The 18000-nt window shown below is 67.9% G+C and carries 8 protein-coding genes and 5 pseudogenes; 7 read left to right on the top strand and 6 right to left on the bottom strand.

Features of this window, described 5'->3' with window-relative positions; translation table 11 throughout:
• Positions 1 to 5 precede the first annotated feature (5 nt).
• The 7 genes and pseudogenes from AC0IX7_RS04305 to AC0IX7_RS04335 all read left to right on the top strand — a co-directional run bounded on the left by AC0IX7_RS04305 (position 6) and on the right by AC0IX7_RS04335 (position 6510).
• A complete protein-coding gene (locus AC0IX7_RS04305) occupies positions 6 to 833 on the top strand; it encodes an XrtA system polysaccharide deacetylase (protein ID WP_471810664.1) in 828 nt (275 codons plus the stop codon).
• Positions 830 to 1870, top strand: a complete 1041-nt coding sequence (locus tag AC0IX7_RS04310; RefSeq protein WP_471810665.1) for a FemAB family XrtA/PEP-CTERM system-associated protein — start codon at positions 830 to 832, stop codon at positions 1868 to 1870. Before AC0IX7_RS04305 ends, AC0IX7_RS04310 begins: the two co-directional genes overlap by 4 nt.
• A pseudogene (locus AC0IX7_RS04315) lies at positions 1822 to 3130 on the top strand (glycosyltransferase); the annotation flags it as partial. The gene AC0IX7_RS04310 and the pseudogene AC0IX7_RS04315, both read left to right, overlap by 49 nt.
• 5 nt (positions 3131 to 3135) lie before the next feature.
• Positions 3136 to 4011 (top strand): exosortase A, encoded by an 876-nt coding sequence (xrtA, locus tag AC0IX7_RS04320; RefSeq protein ID WP_471810666.1) that lies wholly within the window; start codon positions 3136 to 3138, stop codon positions 4009 to 4011.
• Complete coding sequence (locus AC0IX7_RS04325; protein WP_471810667.1) at positions 3984 to 4625, top strand: exosortase C-terminal domain/associated protein EpsI; 642 nt, start codon at positions 3984 to 3986, stop codon at positions 4623 to 4625. The genes xrtA and AC0IX7_RS04325 overlap by 28 nt, the downstream gene beginning before the upstream one ends.
• Positions 4626 to 5738, top strand: a pseudogene (asnB, locus tag AC0IX7_RS04330) (asparagine synthase (glutamine-hydrolyzing)); the annotation flags it as partial.
• A 178-nt stretch (positions 5739 to 5916) separates the two neighbouring features.
• Entirely contained in the window at positions 5917 to 6510 is a 594-nt protein-coding gene (locus tag AC0IX7_RS04335; RefSeq protein ID WP_471813732.1) for an asparagine synthase-related protein, read from the top strand.
• Between the two features lie 134 nt (positions 6511 to 6644).
• Here AC0IX7_RS04335 and AC0IX7_RS04340 read toward each other — a convergent pair.
• From AC0IX7_RS04340 to AC0IX7_RS04365, 6 genes and pseudogenes are all read right to left on the bottom strand, one after another.
• A pseudogene (locus AC0IX7_RS04340) lies at positions 6645 to 8313 on the bottom strand (formate--tetrahydrofolate ligase).
• A gap of 327 nt (positions 8314 to 8640) precedes the next feature.
• Positions 8641 to 10235, bottom strand: a pseudogene (locus AC0IX7_RS04345) (isocitrate lyase).
• Positions 10236 to 10558: 323 nt separating this feature from the next.
• Positions 10559 to 13102: a PAS domain-containing protein gene (locus AC0IX7_RS04350; protein ID WP_471810668.1), complete on the bottom strand. Its 2544-nt coding sequence runs from the start codon at positions 13100 to 13102 to the stop codon at positions 10559 to 10561.
• On the bottom strand, positions 13009 to 13698 hold the full coding sequence (locus AC0IX7_RS04355) for a hypothetical protein (protein ID WP_471810669.1): 690 nt from the start codon (positions 13696 to 13698) through the stop codon (positions 13009 to 13011). Before AC0IX7_RS04355 ends, AC0IX7_RS04350 begins: the two co-directional genes overlap by 94 nt.
• A gap of 247 nt (positions 13699 to 13945) precedes the next feature.
• Complete coding sequence (locus AC0IX7_RS04360; RefSeq protein ID WP_471810670.1) at positions 13946 to 15499, bottom strand: aldehyde dehydrogenase (NADP(+)); 1554 nt, start codon at positions 15497 to 15499, stop codon at positions 13946 to 13948.
• A 14-nt stretch (positions 15500 to 15513) separates the two neighbouring features.
• Positions 15514 to 17993: pseudogene (locus AC0IX7_RS04365) on the bottom strand (glycoside hydrolase family 3 protein).
• Positions 17994 to 18000 lie beyond the last annotated feature (7 nt).

The raw sequence follows: 18000 nt of genomic DNA on the forward strand, positions 1-18000 counted from the left end.
ATGGCATGTCGGTCGATGTTGAGGACTGGTTTCAGGTCGGCGCGTTCGAGAAGGTCATCGACAAAGCCGACTGGGACTCGCTTCAGCCGCGGGTCGAGGCGAATACCGATGCGGTCCTCGCGCTGTTCGCCGAGCGCGATACGAAGGCGACGTTCTTCACGCTCGGCTGGATCGCGCATCGCTATCCCGCGCTGATCCGGCGGATCGTCGAGGCCGGTCACGAGATCGCGAGCCATGGCTGGGATCACCAGCGCGTCTTCACGATGACGCCGGAAGTTTTTCGGGCCGACCTCGTCCGTGCGCGAACCGCGATCGAGGATGCGGCGGGGACGAAGGTCACCGGCTACCGTGCGCCGAGTTTCTCTATCGACCAGCGGACGCCCTGGGCGCATGTCGAACTCGCCGAGGCTGGCTACACCTATTCCTCCAGCGTCGCGCCGGTGAAGCACGATCATTATGGCTGGCTCGACGCGCCGCGCTACGGGTTCAAGCCACTCGCCGACAGCGCGCTGATCGAGGTGCCGGTGACGGTCGCCAAGTTCGGAGAGCGCAAGCTCGCCACCGGCGGCGGGTTCTTCCGCCTGCTCCCGGCTGCGATCACCGATTTCGCGGTGCGTCAGGTCAACCGTGAGGATCGCCCGGCGATGTTCTATTTCCATCCGTGGGAGATCGATCCGGCGCAGCCGCGGGTCGATGCGGCGCCGATGCGATCGAAGATCCGTCATTACGCACGGCTCGGCGCGATGGCGGGCAAGTTGCGCGGGTTGCTCGCCTGCCACGAATGGGGCCGCGTCGATACGGTAGTCGCGCGCGAAGCGGCCCGGCTGGCGTGACCGCGCCGATGCCCGTCGGCGTGCGCGAAGCGGACCTTCGCGATCCGGCCGAGTGCGCGCGGATCGCCGCGTTCGTTGCGAACACCGAAGGCGCCACACCCTTTCATTTGCCCGAATGGAGCCGTGCCGTGCAGGACGGCTGCGGCCAGCGCGCGCGCTATCTGATTTCCGACGATGCCGGCGGGGCCATCATCGGCGTGCTGCCGCTGACCGAGATGCGCTCGCCGCTGTTCGGGCGTGCGCTGGTGTCGACCGGGTTCGGCGTCGATGGCGGCATTTTGGGGGCGTCGATCGAGCCACTGGCGGCGGGGGCCTGGAACCTTGCGCTGCGGACCGGCTGCCCGTCGGTCGAACTGCGTGGCGGCCCCGCACCGAAGGGTTGGGCGAGCGACGACACCAGCTATCTCGGCTTCGCGCGCGATCTGGCCGTAGACGACGACGCCGAACTTCTCGCGATCCCGCGCAAGCAGCGCGCCGAAGTCCGCCGTTCGCTCGGTTTCGATCTCGAGATCGTCACCGGTCACGACCGGAAGCTGCTCGCCGAGCATTACCGGGTCTATGCAGAGTCGGTCCGCAACCTCGGTACGCCGGTGTTTCCGGCCAAGCTGTTCCGTAGCGTTACCAGTGTGATGGACGCGGATGTTCTCACCGTACGGCACAAGGGCAGGGCGGTCGCCAGCGTGCTGAGCCTGTACTTCGACGGCACCGTCTACCCCTATTGGGGCGGCGGAACCGACGCGGCGCGCGGGCTTCGCGCCAACGACCGGATGTATTTCGCGCTGATGGCGCATGCGCGGGCGAGGGGCTGCACGCGGTTCGATTTCGGGCGCTCGAAGACCGGCACCGGCGCGGCGGCGTTCAAGAAGAACTGGGGGTTCACGCCCGAACCACGCTTGTACGCCAAGCGCAGCGACGGGCCGGCGCGCGAGGTCAACCCCCTGAACCCCAAATACGCGCTCATGGTGAAGACGTGGAAGCGCCTTCCGCTATGGGCCGCGACCGCCGCAGGACCGTGGATTTCCCGAGGGCTGGGGTGAGCTTGCTCTTCCTGGCGCACCGCGTGCCCTTTCCGCCCGATCGTGGCGACAAGATCCGCAGCTTTCATATCCTCCAATATCTGGCGAAGCGTACGCTGGTCCATCTGGTGGCGTTTGCCGACGACGAAGCGGACGTCGATCCGCCTGCTGTGTTCACGGAGATGCTGGCAAGCTGCTCGATCCTGCCGCGTCGCAAGTCGCAGAAGCGCGCTGCGATCGAAGCGCTGGCTACCGGCAAGCCGGTATCGCTGACCGCCTTCGCCAGCCCGGCGATGCAGGCCGCGGTCGATCGTATCCTGCCGGAAGTCGGTGGCGTCTATTGTTTCTCGGGGCAGATGGCGCAGTATCTGCCGGCCGACGCGCCGCCGGTCGTGATGGATTTCGTCGATGTCGATTCCGCCAAGTTCGCGGGGTTTGCGGAAGACGCCCGCGGCCCGATGCGCTGGATGATGCGCCGCGAAGCGCGGTTGCTGGGAGCTTTCGAGCGGCGGATTGCGGCGCGGGTTTCTGCGAGTCTGTTCGTCAGCGAGGCCGAGGCTGCGCTTTTTCGGGAAGGTGGCGCGCGCGGCCGCGTGATGGCTGTCGAGAACGGGATAGACTCCGCGAAGTTCGACCCTGCGGCTGCCACTAGGCCCTTATCTTCCCCCTCCCTGAAAGGGAGGAGCCGAGGTGGGTCGGTTTCCGCAGGCGCAAGCGGTTGTGACCCAAGCCGGCCGACCCACCCCCAACCCCTCCCTTCCAGGGAAGGGCGAAGGAGCGCTCATCGTCTTCACCGGCCAGATGGATTATCGCCCCAACATCGACGCGGTAACCTGGTTCGCGCGCGACATCCTCCCGCTGGTCCGCCAACGCCACTCCGCGCGCTTCGCGATCGTCGGCCGCGCACCGACGCCCGCGGTGCAGGCGCTCGCCAGCGACCATGTCACCGTCACCGGCGCGGTCGACGACGTCCGTGGCTGGCTCGCCGCCGCGGACGTGTGCGTCGCGCCGCTGAAACTCGCGCGCGGGATCCAGAACAAGGTGCTCGAGGCGATGGCGATGGCACGTCCCGTCGTGGCCTCCGCCGCCGCCGCCGAAGGGATCGACCACGCCGACACCATCCGCGTCGCCGGCACCGCGCAGGACTTCGCCGATCAGGTGATCGCGGTGCTCGACGCGCCGGACGCCGCGGCCACGCTCGGCGCCGCCGCCCGGGCGCAGGTCATCCGCCGCTACGGCTGGGACGCGCGCCTCGCCCCGCTCGACGCGCTGCTCGGCCTGACCGCATGACCGCGTGGCGCCGACACGGCATCGCGCTGGCGGTCGCGTTCGTCCTGATCCTGCTGGTGTTTCACAGCGACGTACGCGATCTCGTGCAGATCTGGTGGAACAGCACGACCTTCGGGCATTGCCTGTTCATCGGTCCGGTCGTCGCGTGGCTGATCTGGCAGCGCCGCGCGGAACTCGCCCAACTCACCCCGACCGGCTGGTGGCCGGGCCTCGCGCTGGTCGCGATCGGTGGGTTCGGCTGGCTGTTGGGCGACGCCGGCTCGGTCGGTTTCGCGCGCCAGCTCGGGTTGGTCCTGATGCTGCAGGGCGCGGTAGTCACGATCCTCGGCCCCAATGTCGCGCGCGGGCTGCTGTTCCCGCTTTGCTACGCGGTCTTCCTCGTGCCGTTCGGCGAGGGCCTCGAACCACCCTTGCAGACCATCACGGTCGCGATCGTCATGCCGCTGCTGCACCTGGTCGGCGTACCCGCGGTCGTCGACGGCGTGCTGATCCACGCCGGCCGCTATTATTTCGAGGTTGCCGAAGCATGTTCGGGCGCCAAATTCGTCATCGCGATGGTCGCGTTCGGGGTGTTGGTCGCCAATCTCTGCTTTCTGTCGTGGAGGCGCCGCGCGATCTTCCTGGCCGTCTCGGTGGTCGTGCCGGTCATCGCCAACGGGTTCCGCGCGTTCGGGACGATCTGGGCGGCGGACCTGACCTCGATCGAAGCCGCCACCGGGTTCGACCATATCGTCTATGGCTGGGTGTTCTTCGCGCTCGTCATGGCCGCGGTGCTGGCGATCGGCTGGCGCTGGTTCGACCGGGCCCCGACGATCCCGCGTTCGATCCGGCAGCGCTTCAGGCGGTGCCACGACACCGCACCGAGCTGCTGATCGCCACCGCACTCGTCCTGGCGACGGTCGCGATCTTCCCGAGCTGGAGCGCCGCCATCGCCGGTCGCGCGCAGCCGCTGCCCGCGCATATCGACCTGCCCGACATCCCCGGCTGGCACCGCGTTCCGGTCAGCACGCGTGCGCCCTGGACGCCCTACCATCCGGGCGCGGACCATTATCTGTTCGGCCGCTATGCCGACGTATCGGGCGCGACCGTCGACATGAGCATCGCGGTGTTCGGCAACCAGCATGAGGGCAAGGAGCTGATCGCGTTCGGCACGGGCGTCCTGCGGCAGGAGGATCGCTGGGTCCGGGTCGCCGATCTGCCCGATATCGTGGACAGGGCGGGGGCAGGCGGTTCGGCGATGCGGATCACCGCGCCGGGGCCCGTAGAGCGGATCGTCGCGACGTGGTACCGGATCGGCGACACGACCACGCAGGACGAGACGCTGGTGAAGATCGAGACGATGAAGGCGCGGCTGCTCGGCGGTCCGCAACGCGCGGTGGCGGTCCACCTGTCGGTCGAGGGCGCCGATCCGCGTCCGATCGCGCGCTTCCTCGCCGCATTGGGGCCGATCGCTACAGTTGCCGATCGCGCCGCGGGGATGCGCTAGATGTGCGGCATCGCCGGGATCTTCCACCCGGGTACGCCCAAGCCGGTCGATCCCAACCGCGTCCACGCGATGATCGCCGCGCTGGCGCATCGCGGGCCCGACGGCGACGGCATCTGGACCGCGCCGGGCGTGGGGCTCGGCCATCGTCGGCTGTCGATCATCGACCTCGAAGGCTCGCCGCAGCCGATGTCGGACGGCTCGCTGACGATCACCTATAATGGCGAGGTCTATAATTTTGCCGAACTGCGTGACGAGTTGATCGCCAAGGGCGCGATCTTCCGTACGGCGGGCGATACCGAAGTCCTGCTCCACGCGTGGCGCGCCTGGGGGCCGTCGATGCTCGACCGGCTGAACGGCATGTTCGCGTTCGGGATCCACGATTCCGCCGCGCACACGCTATTCCTCGCGCGCGACCGGATGGGGGTGAAGCCGCTTTTCTACGTTGAACTCGCCGACGGCTCGCTCGCCTTCGCCTCCGAACTGAAGGGCCTGCTCGCGCATCCGCAGTTACGGCGCGTGCCCGATCTGAGTGCGGTCGAGGATTACCTTGCGCTCGGCTATGTCCCCGACGATTCCTGCATCGTCGCGGGCGTGAAGAAGCTGGCGGCGGGGCATTTCCTGCTGGTCGAGCGCGGGCGCCCGGTGCCGCAACCGCGCAAATGGTGGGACATCGATTTCTCCAATCGCGCGACCGGCTCTGCCAAGGCGCTCGGCGAGGAACTGGTCGACCGGATGCGCGCGGGCGTGCGCTCGCGGATGGTCGCCGACGTGCCGCTCGGTGCGTTCCTGTCGGGCGGCGTCGACAGCTCGGCGGTCGTCGCGCTGATGGCCGAGGCAAGCCCCAAGGCGGTGCGTACCTGCACGATCGGCTTCGACGAAGCGGGCCATGACGAGCGCAGCTTCGCCACCACCGTGGCGCGGCGTTTCGCCACCGATCACCGCGAGCGCGTGGTCCAGTCCGGCGACGTCTCGCTGATCGACACGCTGGTCGCGAGCTTCGACGAACCTTTCGCCGACGCCTCTGCGCTGGCGACGTATCAGGTCTGCGCGCTGGCCCGCGAGAGCGTCACCGTGGCGCTGTCGGGCGACGGTGCGGACGAGGCGCTCGCCGGCTATCGTCGCTACAAGTTCCAGTCCGTCGAGGAGCGTGTCCGCGGGCTGCTCCCGGCGCATCTGCGCGCGGACGTGTTCGGCACGCTCGGCCGCTTTTATCCCAAGGCCGATTGGGCGCCGCGGCCGCTGCGCGCGAAATCGACGCTGCTCGCGCTCGCGCAAGATGGGGGCGAGGCGTATGCGCGGTCGGTCGGCGTCACCACGCCCGAGCTGCGCGGACACCTTTCACCCCGGTGCCCGCGCCACGCTCGGCGGGTATCGTGCCGAGGATCGCTATGTCGCGGCGATGGCCAATGCGCCGGCGCGCGATGCGATCGACCGCGCGCAATATGCCGACATCAAGCACTGGTTGCCCGGCGACATCCTGACCAAGGTCGATCGCACCAGCATGGCGGTCGGGCTCGAAGCGCGCGAACCGTTGCTCGACCACCGGCTGATCGAGTTCTGCGCGACGCTGCCCGCGAACATGCGGTTGCGGCACGGCGAGGGCAAATGGCTGATGAAGAAGGCGATGGAGCCGTATCTGCCGCGCGAGATCCTCTATCGCCAGAAGATGGGCTTCGTGACGCCGATCAGCGCGTGGTTCCGCGAAGCGCTGGCGGGGGAGGCGATCGCGCTCGCCAAATCGCGTACGCTCGGCGAGACCGGGTGGTTCGACATGGCGACGATCGCCAGGATTGCCGACGAGCACCGGATGGGTCGCGCCGAGCACGGGCGGACGTTGTGGCAGTTCGTGATGCTTGAGCGGTCGATGAAGCGGATGTTCGGGTAACTCCCAATCCTCCCCCGCCAGGGGAGGTGGCGCAAGCGACGGAGGGGGAGGACACGGAGCAGAGGTTGTCCTTACCTCCCCCTCCGTCTGGCAAGTGCCAGCCACCTCCCCTGGCGGGGGAGGATCGTACGGTCCTAGAACAGGCCTTCGATCAGGCCTTCGTCGTTCAACCGGATCGCCTCGGCCGCGGGCACGCGGGGAGGCCCGGCATGGTCATGATCTCACCGCAGATCGCGACGACGAAGCCCGCGCCTGCCGCTAGCCGCACTTCGCGGACGGGGACGATGTGGCCGGTCGGCGCGCCGAGCAGCGCCGGGTCGGTCGAGAAGCTGTACTGCGTCTTCGCGAGACACACGGGCAGGTGCCCGTACCCCGCATCTTCCCAGCGCTTGAGTTGGGCCAGCACGCTCGGCTCCGCGACGGCGTGTTCGGCGCGGTAGATGCGTCGGGCGACGGTGTCGATCTTGTCGAACAGCGAGAGTTCGTCGCCATAGATCGGCGCGAATCCGCCGCCATGCGTCTCGCAGATTTCGGCGACCGCATCGGCCAGCTCGACTGCGCCGGCGCCGCCTTCGGCCCAATGCCGGCAGAGGATCGCGCGCGAGCCGTGCTGGGCTGCGGCCTCCTGGATCGCGGCGATCTCGGCATCGCTGTCGGTGTAGAAATGGTTGATCGCGACGATTGCGGGGACGCCGAACTGGCGGATGTTCTCGATGTGGCGGACGAGGTTGACCGCTCCCTTGCGGACCGCGTCGACGTTCTCATGCGCGAGGTCGGCCTTGCGACGCCGCCGTTCATCTTCAGCGCGCGCGCGGTGGCGACGATCACGACCGCATCGGGGGCGAGCCCTGCCTGGCGGCACTTGATGTCGAAGAACTTCTCTGCGCCCAGGTCCGCGCCGAAGCCGGCTTCGGTGACGACGTAATCGCCGAGCGACAGCGCCGCCCGCGTCGCGATCACCGAGTTGCAGCCATGCGCTATATTGGCGAAGGGGCCGCCGTGGAGGAACGCGGGCGTACCCTCGAGCGACTGGACGAGATTGGGCTTGATCGCCTCGGCCAGCAGCACCGCCATCGCGCCATCGGCCTTGAGGTCGCGCGCGGTGATCGGCGTGCGGTCACGGGTGTAGGCGACGACGATATCGCCGAGCCGTCGCTCCATGTCGGCGAGGTCGTTGGCGAGGCACAGGATCGCCATCACTTCGGAGGCGACGGTGATGTCGAACCCCGATTCGCGCGGATAGCCGTTGGCGACGCCACCGATCGACTGGACGATGTCGCGCAGCGCGCGGTCATTCATGTCGAGGACGCGGCGCCAGACCACGCGGCGGACGTCGATCTGGAGTGCGTTGCCCCAGTGGATATGGTTGTCGATCATCGCGGCGAGCAGGTTGTGCGCGGCCGTGATGGCGTGGAAGTCGCCGGTGAAATGGAGGTTGATGTCCTCCATCGGCGCGACCTGTGCGCGGCCGCCACCGGTCGCGCCGCCCTTGGTGCCGAAACAGGGCCCGAGCGAGGGTTCGCGGAGCGCCAGCACCGCCTTGCGGCCGGTGTAGCGCAGCGCGTCGGCGAGGCCGATCGAGGTGGTGGTCTTGCCTTCGCCCGCCGGGGTCGGGTTGATCGCGGTGACCAGGATCAGGCGGCCTTTCGCACCCGATTTACGCGTTTCGAGCCAGTCGAGCGCAATCTTGGCCTTGTAGCGACCATAGGGCTCGATCGCCGCGTCGGGGATGCCGAGGCCGTCCGCGATGGTGGCGATGGGGCGCAGCGCGACGCTGCGGGCGATGGCGATATCGGTGTCCATGCGGGGACGCCTAGCGGGGATTGGGTGGGTTTCCAAGTGGTTTCTGGAGCGGAGGAGATGTTGAACTCCCCTCCCTGGAAGGGAGGGGCAGGGGTGGGTCGGCCCGATTGGCCATCGTCCCGGCCCGAGGAACCGACCCACCCCGACCCTCCCTTCCAGGGAGGGGTAAGGTGGCATCTGGCCGAAGAGGATCGTTGTCCGGGGTGACGGGGGTGTTCTTGAGGCGCGCCACGGCAAAGCCGCGTCGTCGGACGGGGCTGCTAGCCCCGCCGGCCGGGCGTGATGCGGGCGCGGCGGAGCTTGCGCTCCGCCTGCTGCATCACGCCATCACGCCGCGAACTGATTCATCGTGTTGTGTGCGCCCCCGGCCTTCAGCGCGGCTTCGCCCGCGAAATACTCCTTGTGGTCGTCGCCGAGGTCGGAGCCGGACATGTTCTGGTGCTTCACGCAGGCGATGCCCTCGCGGATTTCCTTGCGCTGGACGCCCTTCACATAGCCGAGCATCCCTGCATCGCCGAAATACTCCTTGGCGAGATTGTCGGTCGACAGCGCCGCCGTGTGATACGTCGGCAGTGTGATCAGATGGTGGAAGATGCCCGCGCGCCTGGCCGAATCCGCCTGGAAGGTGCGGATGCGTTCGTCGGCTTCGTCGGCGAGCGTCGTGCCGTCGTAATCGACGCTCATCAGCCGCGCGCGATCATAGGCGGAGACGTCCTTGCCCTCTTCGGTCCAGGCGTCGAACACCTGCTGGCGGAAGTTCAACGTCCAGTTGAAGCTCGGCGAGTTGTTATAGACGAGCTTCGCGTTCGGCACGACTTCGCGGATGCGGTCGACCATGCCGGCGATCTGCTCGATGTGCGGCTTCTCGGTCTCGATCCAGAGCAGGTCGGCGCCGTTCTGCAGACTCGCGATGCAGTCCATCACGCAGCGATCCTCGCCGGTGCCGGCGCGGAACTGGAACAGGTTGGAGGGCAGGCGCTTCGGGCGGAGCAGCTTGCCGTCGCGGTTGAGGATGACGTCGCCGTTGCGCGCGGTCGTGGGATCGATCTCCTCGCAGTCGAGGTACGAGTTATACTGGTCGCCGAGGTCGCCGGCCTCCTTGCTGACCGCGATCTGCTTGGTGAGGCCGGCGCCGAGCGAGTCGGTGCGCGTGACGATGATGCCGTCCTCGACGCCCAGTTCGAGGAACGCGTAGCGGCAGGCACGGACCTTCGCGAGGAAGTCCTCGTGCGGGACGGTGACCTTGCCGTCCTGGTGGCCGCACTGCTTCTCGTCGCTGACCTGGTTCTCGATCTGGAGCGCGCAGGCGCCGCCTCGATCATTTTGCGCGCGAGCAGGTACGTCGCCTCGGCATTACCGAAGCCCGCGTCGATGTCGGCGATGATCGGCACGACGTGCGTCTGGTGGTTCTCGATCGCGTTCAGCAGGCGCTGTTCCTCGATCGCATTGCCGGCGGCGCGGGCCGCGTCGACCTCGCGGAACATCATGCCGAGTTCGCGCGCGTCGGCCTGGCGGAGGAAGGTGTAGAGTTCCTCGATCAGCGCGGGGACGCTGGTCTTCTCGTGCATCGACTGGTCGGGCAGGGGCCCGAACTCGCTGCGCATCGCCGCGACCATCCAGCCCGAGAGGTAAAGATACCGGCGGTCGGTGGTGCCGAAATGCTTCTTGATGCTGATCATCTTCTGCTGCGCGATGAAGCCGTGCCAGCAGCCAAGCGACTGCGTGTAGTTCGCCGGGTCCGCGTCATAGGCGGCCATGTCCTTGCGCATGATCGCGGCGGTGTAGCGCGCGATGTCGAGCCCGGTGGCGAAGCGGTTCTGGAGCCGCATCCGCGCGACCGATTCGGGCGAGATCGCGTCCCAGGTACCGTTCCGGTCGGCGATGAGATTGGTCAACTGGGCGATGTGAGTCTGGTAGGTCACGGGCGATCCTTCGCTGCTGCGTTGATCGTCGTGTAGGGTTGTTGACAGGGTTTTAGCTGGGAATACCGCGCGGCGGCGGGTGTTGGTGTCGGTTGCGCGGGAGCGGGGCGTGTCGGGTTGTGAAGAATGTTACACGCAAACGGCTAGCGGCGTGCCGCTCCACCTACGTCTGTCATCCCCGCGAAGGCGGGGATCCATATGCTCAGGTTTCCGCGATCCTATCGCAAGGGTCGCCAATATGGGTTCCCGCCTCCGCGGGAATGACATGGTTAGTGGTTGGTCGTTGACGCTAGTGAACCGCTCCCTGCCCGCTGGAAGAATTGTCAGTCCGCTTCCGGGACCCGATCTGCGACAGTCGCCGTAAGTGGCTCTGCCAGCGCCGTTTCGCCCAGCGATGCCAGCACTGCCGCCGCCAGCGCGTCGAGGCCGTACGGCTTCTCCAGCATGATCGCGTCGGTTTCGTCGGCGACCGATGCCGTATCCCCGGTCGCGAACACGATCCCGACTCCGGGCCGAAGCGTCCGCGCCGTCCGCGCGAAGTCGGGGCCGGATACGCCCGGCAGGTTCACGTCGGTCACCAGCGCGTCGATCGGCACGGTCTGGAGCGCCGTCATCGCGTCCTCCGCGCTTGCCGCGTCGACCACGACGAAGCCGCTACCCTGCAACATCTCGGCGGTGTTCGCGCGGATCAACGCGTCGTCCTCGACCAGCAGGACGGTGCGGCGGGCGAGGGTGTCGAGGCGGCGGTCGGCGTCGATCCGGGCATCGCGCGCGGCCTTCGCGGCGGGGCTGCCGGCACGCTGGCGGTTGGCGAGCACCTGACGGAACTTCCGGGCGAGCGCCTCGCGCGTGTACGGCTTCGACAGCAGGTCGAGACCCGCATCGAGCTTGCCGCCATGGACGATCGAGTTCTCGGTATAGCCCGATGTGAACAGCACTGCGAGATCGGGCAGGCGCTCCTTCGCCTTGCGAGCAAGTTCGGGGCTTTTCAGCGTGCCGGGCATCACGACATCGGTGAACAGGATATCGATCGGCACGCCGCTCTCGACCACGTTCAGCGCACTGGCCGCGTCGACCGCCTTCAGCACGCTGTAGCCGAGATCGGTGAGCAGCTCGACGACGGTGCCGCGGACCTCGTCATCGTCCTCCACGACCAGCACGGTCTCGCTGCCGCCGGAAATCGGGCTGGCATCGGCGACGACCTCGACATCCTCGCTCTCCATCGCGCGCGGCAGGTAGAGCTTGATCGTGGTGCCTTCGCCGACCTCGGAATAGATCTTCACATGGCCGCCGGACTGTTTGACGAACCCGTAGACCATCGACAGGCCGAGACCGGAACCCTTGCCTTCGCCCTTGGTCGAGAAGAACGGTTCGAAGACCTTTTCGATGATCTCCGCGCTCATGCCGGTGCCGGTGTCGGACACGGCGAGCATGACATATTGGCCGGCCTCGACCTCGTCATGGCCCTGCGCATAGCTGTCGTCGAGATGCGCGTTGCCGAGTTCGATGGTCAGCTTGCCCTGGCCCTCCATCGCATCGCGCGCGTTGATCGCGAGGTTGAGCAGCGCGTTCTCGATCTGCGCGGGGTCGATGAAGGTGTTCCACAGGCCACCGCCGACCACGGTTTCGATCTCGACGCCTTCGCCGATCGCGCGGCGCAGCATGTCGTCCATCCCGCGCACGAACCGCGTGACGTTGACGACCTTGGGCTCGAGCGCCTGACGACGCCCGAAGGCGAGCAGTTGTGCCGCAAGCTTCGACCCGCGCGTGACGCCGGCCATCGCGTTGGCGACCCAGCGTTCGGCTCGCTCGTTGCCCTCGAGGTTCTTGCCGAGCAGCTGGAGGTTGCCCGAGACGACCTGGAGCAGGTTGTTGAAGTCGTGTGCGACGCCGCCGGTGAGCTTGCCGACCGTCTCCATCTTCTGCGACTGGGCGAGCTTGGCTTCGGCCTGACGACGTTCGTCGATCTCGCGGATGACGCGCGCTTCAAGCGTTTCATTGAGCTGGCGGAGCTGATCCTCGGCGCGCTCGCGGTGGCGGACCTGGCGGGCAAGCGCCTCGGCCTGGTCGCGCAAGGCGGCCTCGGCGGCGCGCTGGTGGGTGATGTCGGTGTGGACGCCAACCCATTCGAGCACCTCGCCGGCCTCGTCGAGGATCGGCAGGCCGCGGACAGCGAAGGTGCGCCACGTGCCGCAATGCCGGCGAACGCGGTGTTCGAACACGAACATCGACTTGCTGAGGACCGCGGCGGTCCAGGCTTTGATCGTCGAGGCGACGTCGTCGGGATGGATCGCGTCGGCCCAGCCGAAATTCTGGTATTCGTCGATCGACTGGCCGGTGAGCGTCGCCCAGCCGGGCTGTTCGCCGATCATCCGGCCGTCCGGGCTGTTGGTCCAGAGCACGCCGTGGACCGCGTCCATCGCGGTGCGGAAGCGGCCGTTGCTGATGCCGAGTTCGGCCTCGCGTTCGGCGCGCTCCTCGACGTCGATGCCGAGCACGTAGATGCCGGGAATCGAGCCATCTGCGGCGGTGTGGGGCACGTAGCGGAATTCAGCGCGGCGGGGGCGCCCGTCGCGGTGCGGGAAGACGGTCTGCGCGATGAAGCTTTCGCCTGCCAGCGCGCGATCGAACGACGGGCGGCGATCCTGATAGACCGTGTCGCCCAGCACTTCGCGGACCGGCTTGCCGATCATCGCCTCTGGCGCGACGCCGAGCCACTCCTCATACTGCGCGTTGGCGAGGCGGTAGACGTGGTCGCGGTCGACGTACGAGATCAGCATCGGCACGGCGTCAGTGACGCGGCGCAGTTCGGCTTCGCTGGCGGCGAGCCGGTGCTCGGCTTCGACGCGGCCGCTATTGTCGACCATCGTGCAGAGGACGCCGCCGACCGTACCGCCGGTGCAGTAGACGGGGTGTAGAACAGGTCGAGCGTCAGCAGTTCGGGACCGTCGTGGCGCTGGAACAGGATCGGCTGGTCGCGATAGGCAACGGTCTCGCCGCGGAATCCCGCTTCAAGGACGGAACGGTTCCAGTCCCAGACCTCGGGAAACGCGGTCGCGACCGGGCTGCCGAGTGCGGCGGGGTGGCGATCGCCTGCGACGGCGCGGTAGCTGTCATTGTAGAGCATGATGTGCTCGGGCCCCACATCACGACCTTGGCAACCGGCGAGTTGAGGATGTTGGCGAGCGTGACTCGCAGCTCGGCGGGCCACGGAGTCGATCGGGCCGAGCGCGGTCGCGGCCCAGTCGCGCTGGCGGACCAGCATCCCGCATTCGCCGCCGCCTATCAGGATTTCGGTTGGCTTCTGCAGGGCGTCACGCGCGCGCATCTGTTCGAGCGCGGTGCGGACGATCGCGGTGGCGTCGCCGTGGCCGGCGGCGGCGAGTTCGTCGATGTAGCTGCCGAGGTCGGAGGGCAGGGAGACGGTGCGCGACGAGAGGAGCGACGAGCCTGGGTTTGTCATCCCGGACTAGTGGGTTTGTGGGACACGCGTGTCAATGAATACGCGTGGTTAGGGGGGACATGCGCCGTGCCCAACATCCGTCACCCCAGCGAAAGCTGGGGTATCGAGACTTGGCGTACGGATCGCTCATCACGGGGATACCCCAGCTTTCGCTGGGGTGACGGATGTTTGATGGGTGAGGCGTTCGGTATTGCAGGAGGACAAGGGGAGCTGCCGTTCGAGACTGCAGCTCCCCATCTCGGGCCGATCAGCCCTCGGTGCGCGGCAGGCCCAGCGGGTTGCCGTGCTTGACCGCCTTGGGCAGCAGCGCGTCGGGCAGGTCCTGATAGCAGACCGGGCGCAGGAAGCGCTCGATCGCCGCGGTGCCGACCGAGGTCGTGCGCGGGTCCGACGTCGCCGGGAAAGGCCCGCCATGCACCATCGCCGGGGCGACCTCGACACCGGTCGGCCAGCCGTTCGCGAGAATGCGGCCCGCCTTGCGCTCCAGCACCGGCAGCAGCGCCGCGGCGTCGGCATGATCGCCCTCGTCGATCTGCAGCGTGATCGTTAGCTGGCCCTCGATCTTTTCGAGAACCTCGCGGACCTCGGCGAGATCGGCGCAGCGGACGATGATCGAGGCCGCCCCGAACACTTCGTGCGATAGCGCGGGGTCGGCGACGAACGCCTTGCCGGTGGTCGAGAACAACGCCGCACGACCGCGGTTCGCCCCCTCGGCCTCGGTGCCGCGGGCCAGAGTCTCGACCGCCTCATGGCCGGCCAGCGCCGACACGCCCTGCTCATAGCTGGCATGGATGCCAGGCGTCAGCATCACCTGCGGCGCGGCCTCGCCCAAGGCGGCAGCAGCGGCCGTCACGAAGGTGTCGAGGTCCGGGCTGTCGACCGCGACGACGATGCCGGGGTTGGTGCAGAACTGGCCCGAGCCCATCGTCAGCGACCCGACATACGCCTTGCCGAGCGCTTCGCCGCGTGCCGCGAGCGCGGCCGGGAACAGGATCACCGGGTTGATGCTGCTCATCTCGGCATAGACCGGGATCGGCTCGGGGCGCGCCGCGGCGAGCGCGACCAGCGCGAGGCCACCGCCACGCGAACCGGTGAAGCCGACCGCCTTGATCCGCGGATCGGTCACGAGCGCCGCGCCCAGTTCGTTCGCAGGACCCTGGACCAGCGAGAACACGCCCTCGGGCAGGCCGCACTTGGCGACCGCAGCCTGGATCGCCTTGCCGACCATCACCGACGTGCCGGGATGCGCGGGGTGACCCTTGACGACGACCGGGCACCCGGCGGCGAGTGCCGACGCGGTGTCGCCGCCCGCGACCGAGAAGGCGAGCGGGAAGTTCGACGCACCGAACACCGCGACCGGGCCGACCGCGATGCGACGCTGGCGCAGGTCAGAGCGCGGCATCGGCTTGCGGTCGGGCTGCGCCTGATCGATCACGACCGACGCCCAGGTGCCGGCGCGCAGATGCTTCGCGAACAGGCGAAGCTGGCCGGTGGTACGACCGCGCTCACCCTCGAGACGCGGGCGGGGCAGGCCGCTTTCCTGGATCGCACGCGCGACCAGCGGCTCGTGGATCGCCTCGATCTCGTCGGCGATCGTCTCCAGGAACACGGCGCGAGCCTCGGGATCGATCTCGCGGAAGGTGTCGAAGGCTGCCTCGGCGAGCTTGCACGCGTCGGCGACGTCCGCTTCGCTCGATACCGCGAAGGCGGGCTCGATCTTGGCGTCGGTCGACGGGTCGATCGCCAGGAACGTGATGTCGCTGTCAACGGCGCGCGCGCCGATCGGGAAGGTGCCGTCCATGTCAGTTCTCCAAATCAATCAGGGCAGACCGCACCCGCAGGGTCGGTCGCAATTCTCAGGTCCGCGAGCGCGAAGCCCAACGGTCCGGTCGCCGTCATCGCGAACGGCGCGGCGACCTTCGTCATGTCGGCGCCGTGGCTACGAAAGCATTTAAGCGTGACGCGGACCGTCTTCCAGTCCGTACCCGCGGTTTTGAACAAGGATGTGACGGTTACGCCGGTTCCGCCGCTGCCCATCGCAAGCGTTACCGGGCCCGTCGCAGGCTGCGTCACGCGGTAGGTGAGCTGCAGCACCAGGTCGGCATTGGTCTCCCGCGACAGGTCGAGCGTCGGCCCTGCGATCTTCACCGTCGCGGTGGCTTGCTTCGGCCAGGTCAGCGACAACGCGCCTTCCTGCGTCTGTGGGCCGTCGACCGGCGCCTGCGCGATTCCCGCATCCGCCTTCAACGCGAACGGCGCCGGCACCTTGCCGCGGCTGTAGAACAGGCTGGTATTGGCGAGGCTCGCATCGACGCCGGAGACTTCACCGAGCGTACCGACGCTGCCGCCCTTCGCGTAGCTGAGGCCATAGCCGAGCGCGAACAGCGGGTCATAGCCAGGCTGGCCCTTGTTCAGCACGAACTGCCCGGCGGTCTTCGGCCAGCTATACGACAGGCGGCCGGCAAAATCCTTGCGCGGCGTGCCATCGGGCATCCCGATCAGCACGTCGGCGATACCGCCACCTTCGGTGCCGGGGAACCATGCGCCGACGAACGCATCCGACGCGTTGAGTTCGGGGTTCACCCACATCGGTCGCCCCGACAGGAAGACCGAGACGGTCGGAATGCCCGCCGCCTTGAGTGTTTTCAGCAGCGCAAGCGCCTGCTTGTCGCCGGGCTGGAATTCGAGCGTGCGCAGGTCGCCGCGCATCTCGGCATAGGGCTGTTCGCCGAACACGACGATCGCCGCGTCGGGCTTCTTCGCGAAACTGCCGTCGGCGCTGAGCGTGGCATTCCCGCCGCCGGCCTTCATTGCCGCCGCGATCCCCGCATAGATCGACTGCGCGTTGGGGAAATCAGCGTTGGTGTTGCCGTCACCCTGCCAGCTCAGCGTCCAGCCGCCCGACTGACGTCCGATATCGTCCGCGGCATCGCCCGCGACGAGGATGTTGGCGCTCGCCTTGATCGGCAGGACGCCCTGGTTCTTCAGCAGCACCAGCGTCTTGGCGACCGCTTCACGGGCCAGCGCACGATGCTTGGGCGAGCCGATAATACCGGGCTTGCTCTCATACGGCCGCGCGGTGTCGAACAGCCCCATCTTCACCTTCACGCGAAGGATGCGGCGAATCGCGTCGTCGATCCGCGCCATCGGGATCGTGCCCTTCTCCGCGGCGGCGAGCGTGGTGTCGAACAGGCCCTTCCAGCTGTCCGGCGCCATCGCCATGTCGAGCCCGGCATTGAACGTCGCCGGGCAATCGGTGTTGGTGCAGCCGGGGATCTGGCCATGGCCGCTCCAGTCGCCGACGATGAAGCCGTCGAACCCCATCCGACCCTTCAGCACGTCGGTCAGCAAGCTCTTGTTGCCGTGCATCTTCTGGCCCTGCCAGCTGCTGAACGACGCCATGACGGTCAGCGCGCCGGCGTCGATCGCAGGCGGATACCCGGCCGCGTGGATGTCGATCAGCGTCTGCTCCGAGACGTCGGCGTCGCCCTGATCGAGCCCACCCCTGGTGCCGCCGTCGCCCAGGAAATGCTTGGCGCTCGCCGCGACGTGACCGGTCTGGATCGTGCCCGTCCCCGTCTTGCCCTGAAGCCCCTCGATCATCGCGCCGGCATAGCTGCGGACGACCGCGGGATCTTCCGAATAGCCTTCGTACGTGCGGCCCCAGCGATCGTCCTGCGGCACCGCCAGCGTCGGGCCGAATGCCCAGTCGATCCCGGCGGCGGCGGTCTCCTGCGCGGTGGCGGCACCGATCCGGCGGATGAGATCGGGATCGTGCGCCGCCCCAGCGCGCTATTGTGCGGGAATAGCGTCGCGCCGACGACGTTGTTGTTGCCGTGGACCGCATCGACGCCGAACATCAGCGGGATCGCGACATGGCCGGGCCGCGCGGTCATCGCGACTGCGTTGAATGCACGCGCGGTGGCGATCCAGGCGGGGGCGGGGGCGCGGTCCTTGGCGCCGATCGGAGCGGAGCTGCCTCCCGCCAAGACGCTGCCGAGCGGATAGCTGCGCAGGTCTTCGGGCGTGATCGCGCCGATATCGCCCTGGATCATCTGGCCGATCTTTTCGCGAAGCGTCATCTTCGCCATCAGGTCGGTGACGAACGTCTCGGTCCGCGGATCGATCAGGCCCGGGCTCTTCGCCTTTGGCCACAAAGCGGGATGCGCCACGCCGGCGGTGGCAGCCGAACTCGCGCTGGGTACGACGGCGGGCCTGGTCTGCGCGACGACCGCGACGGGTATTGCCAGCGTTGCGCTCGCGAGCAGAAGCCCACGTACCAGATCTCTCGTCATCCGCTTA

The sequence above is a fragment of the Sphingomonas sp. AC411 genome (assembly GCF_979253035.1).

Excerpts from the sequence above, each read along its gene's own strand:
- AC0IX7_RS04350 (WP_471810668.1), bottom strand. The coding sequence starts at position 13,102 with ATGGTCGACAATAGCGGCCGCGTCGAAGCCGAGCACCGGCTCGCCGCC.
- AC0IX7_RS04305 (WP_471810664.1), top strand. The coding sequence starts at position 6 with ATGTCGGTCGATGTTGAGGACTGGTTTCAGGTCGGCGCGTTCGAGAAG.
- AC0IX7_RS04360 (WP_471810670.1), bottom strand. The coding sequence starts at position 15,499 with ATGGACGGCACCTTCCCGATCGGCGCGCGCGCCGTTGACAGCGACATC.
- AC0IX7_RS04335 (WP_471813732.1), top strand. The coding sequence starts at position 5,917 with ATGCGCGGTCGGTCGGCGTCACCACGCCCGAGCTGCGCGGACACCTTT.
- AC0IX7_RS04355 (WP_471810669.1), bottom strand. The coding sequence starts at position 13,698 with ATGACAAACCCAGGCTCGTCGCTCCTCTCGTCGCGCACCGTCTCCCTG.
- xrtA (WP_471810666.1), top strand. The coding sequence starts at position 3,136 with ATGACCGCGTGGCGCCGACACGGCATCGCGCTGGCGGTCGCGTTCGTC.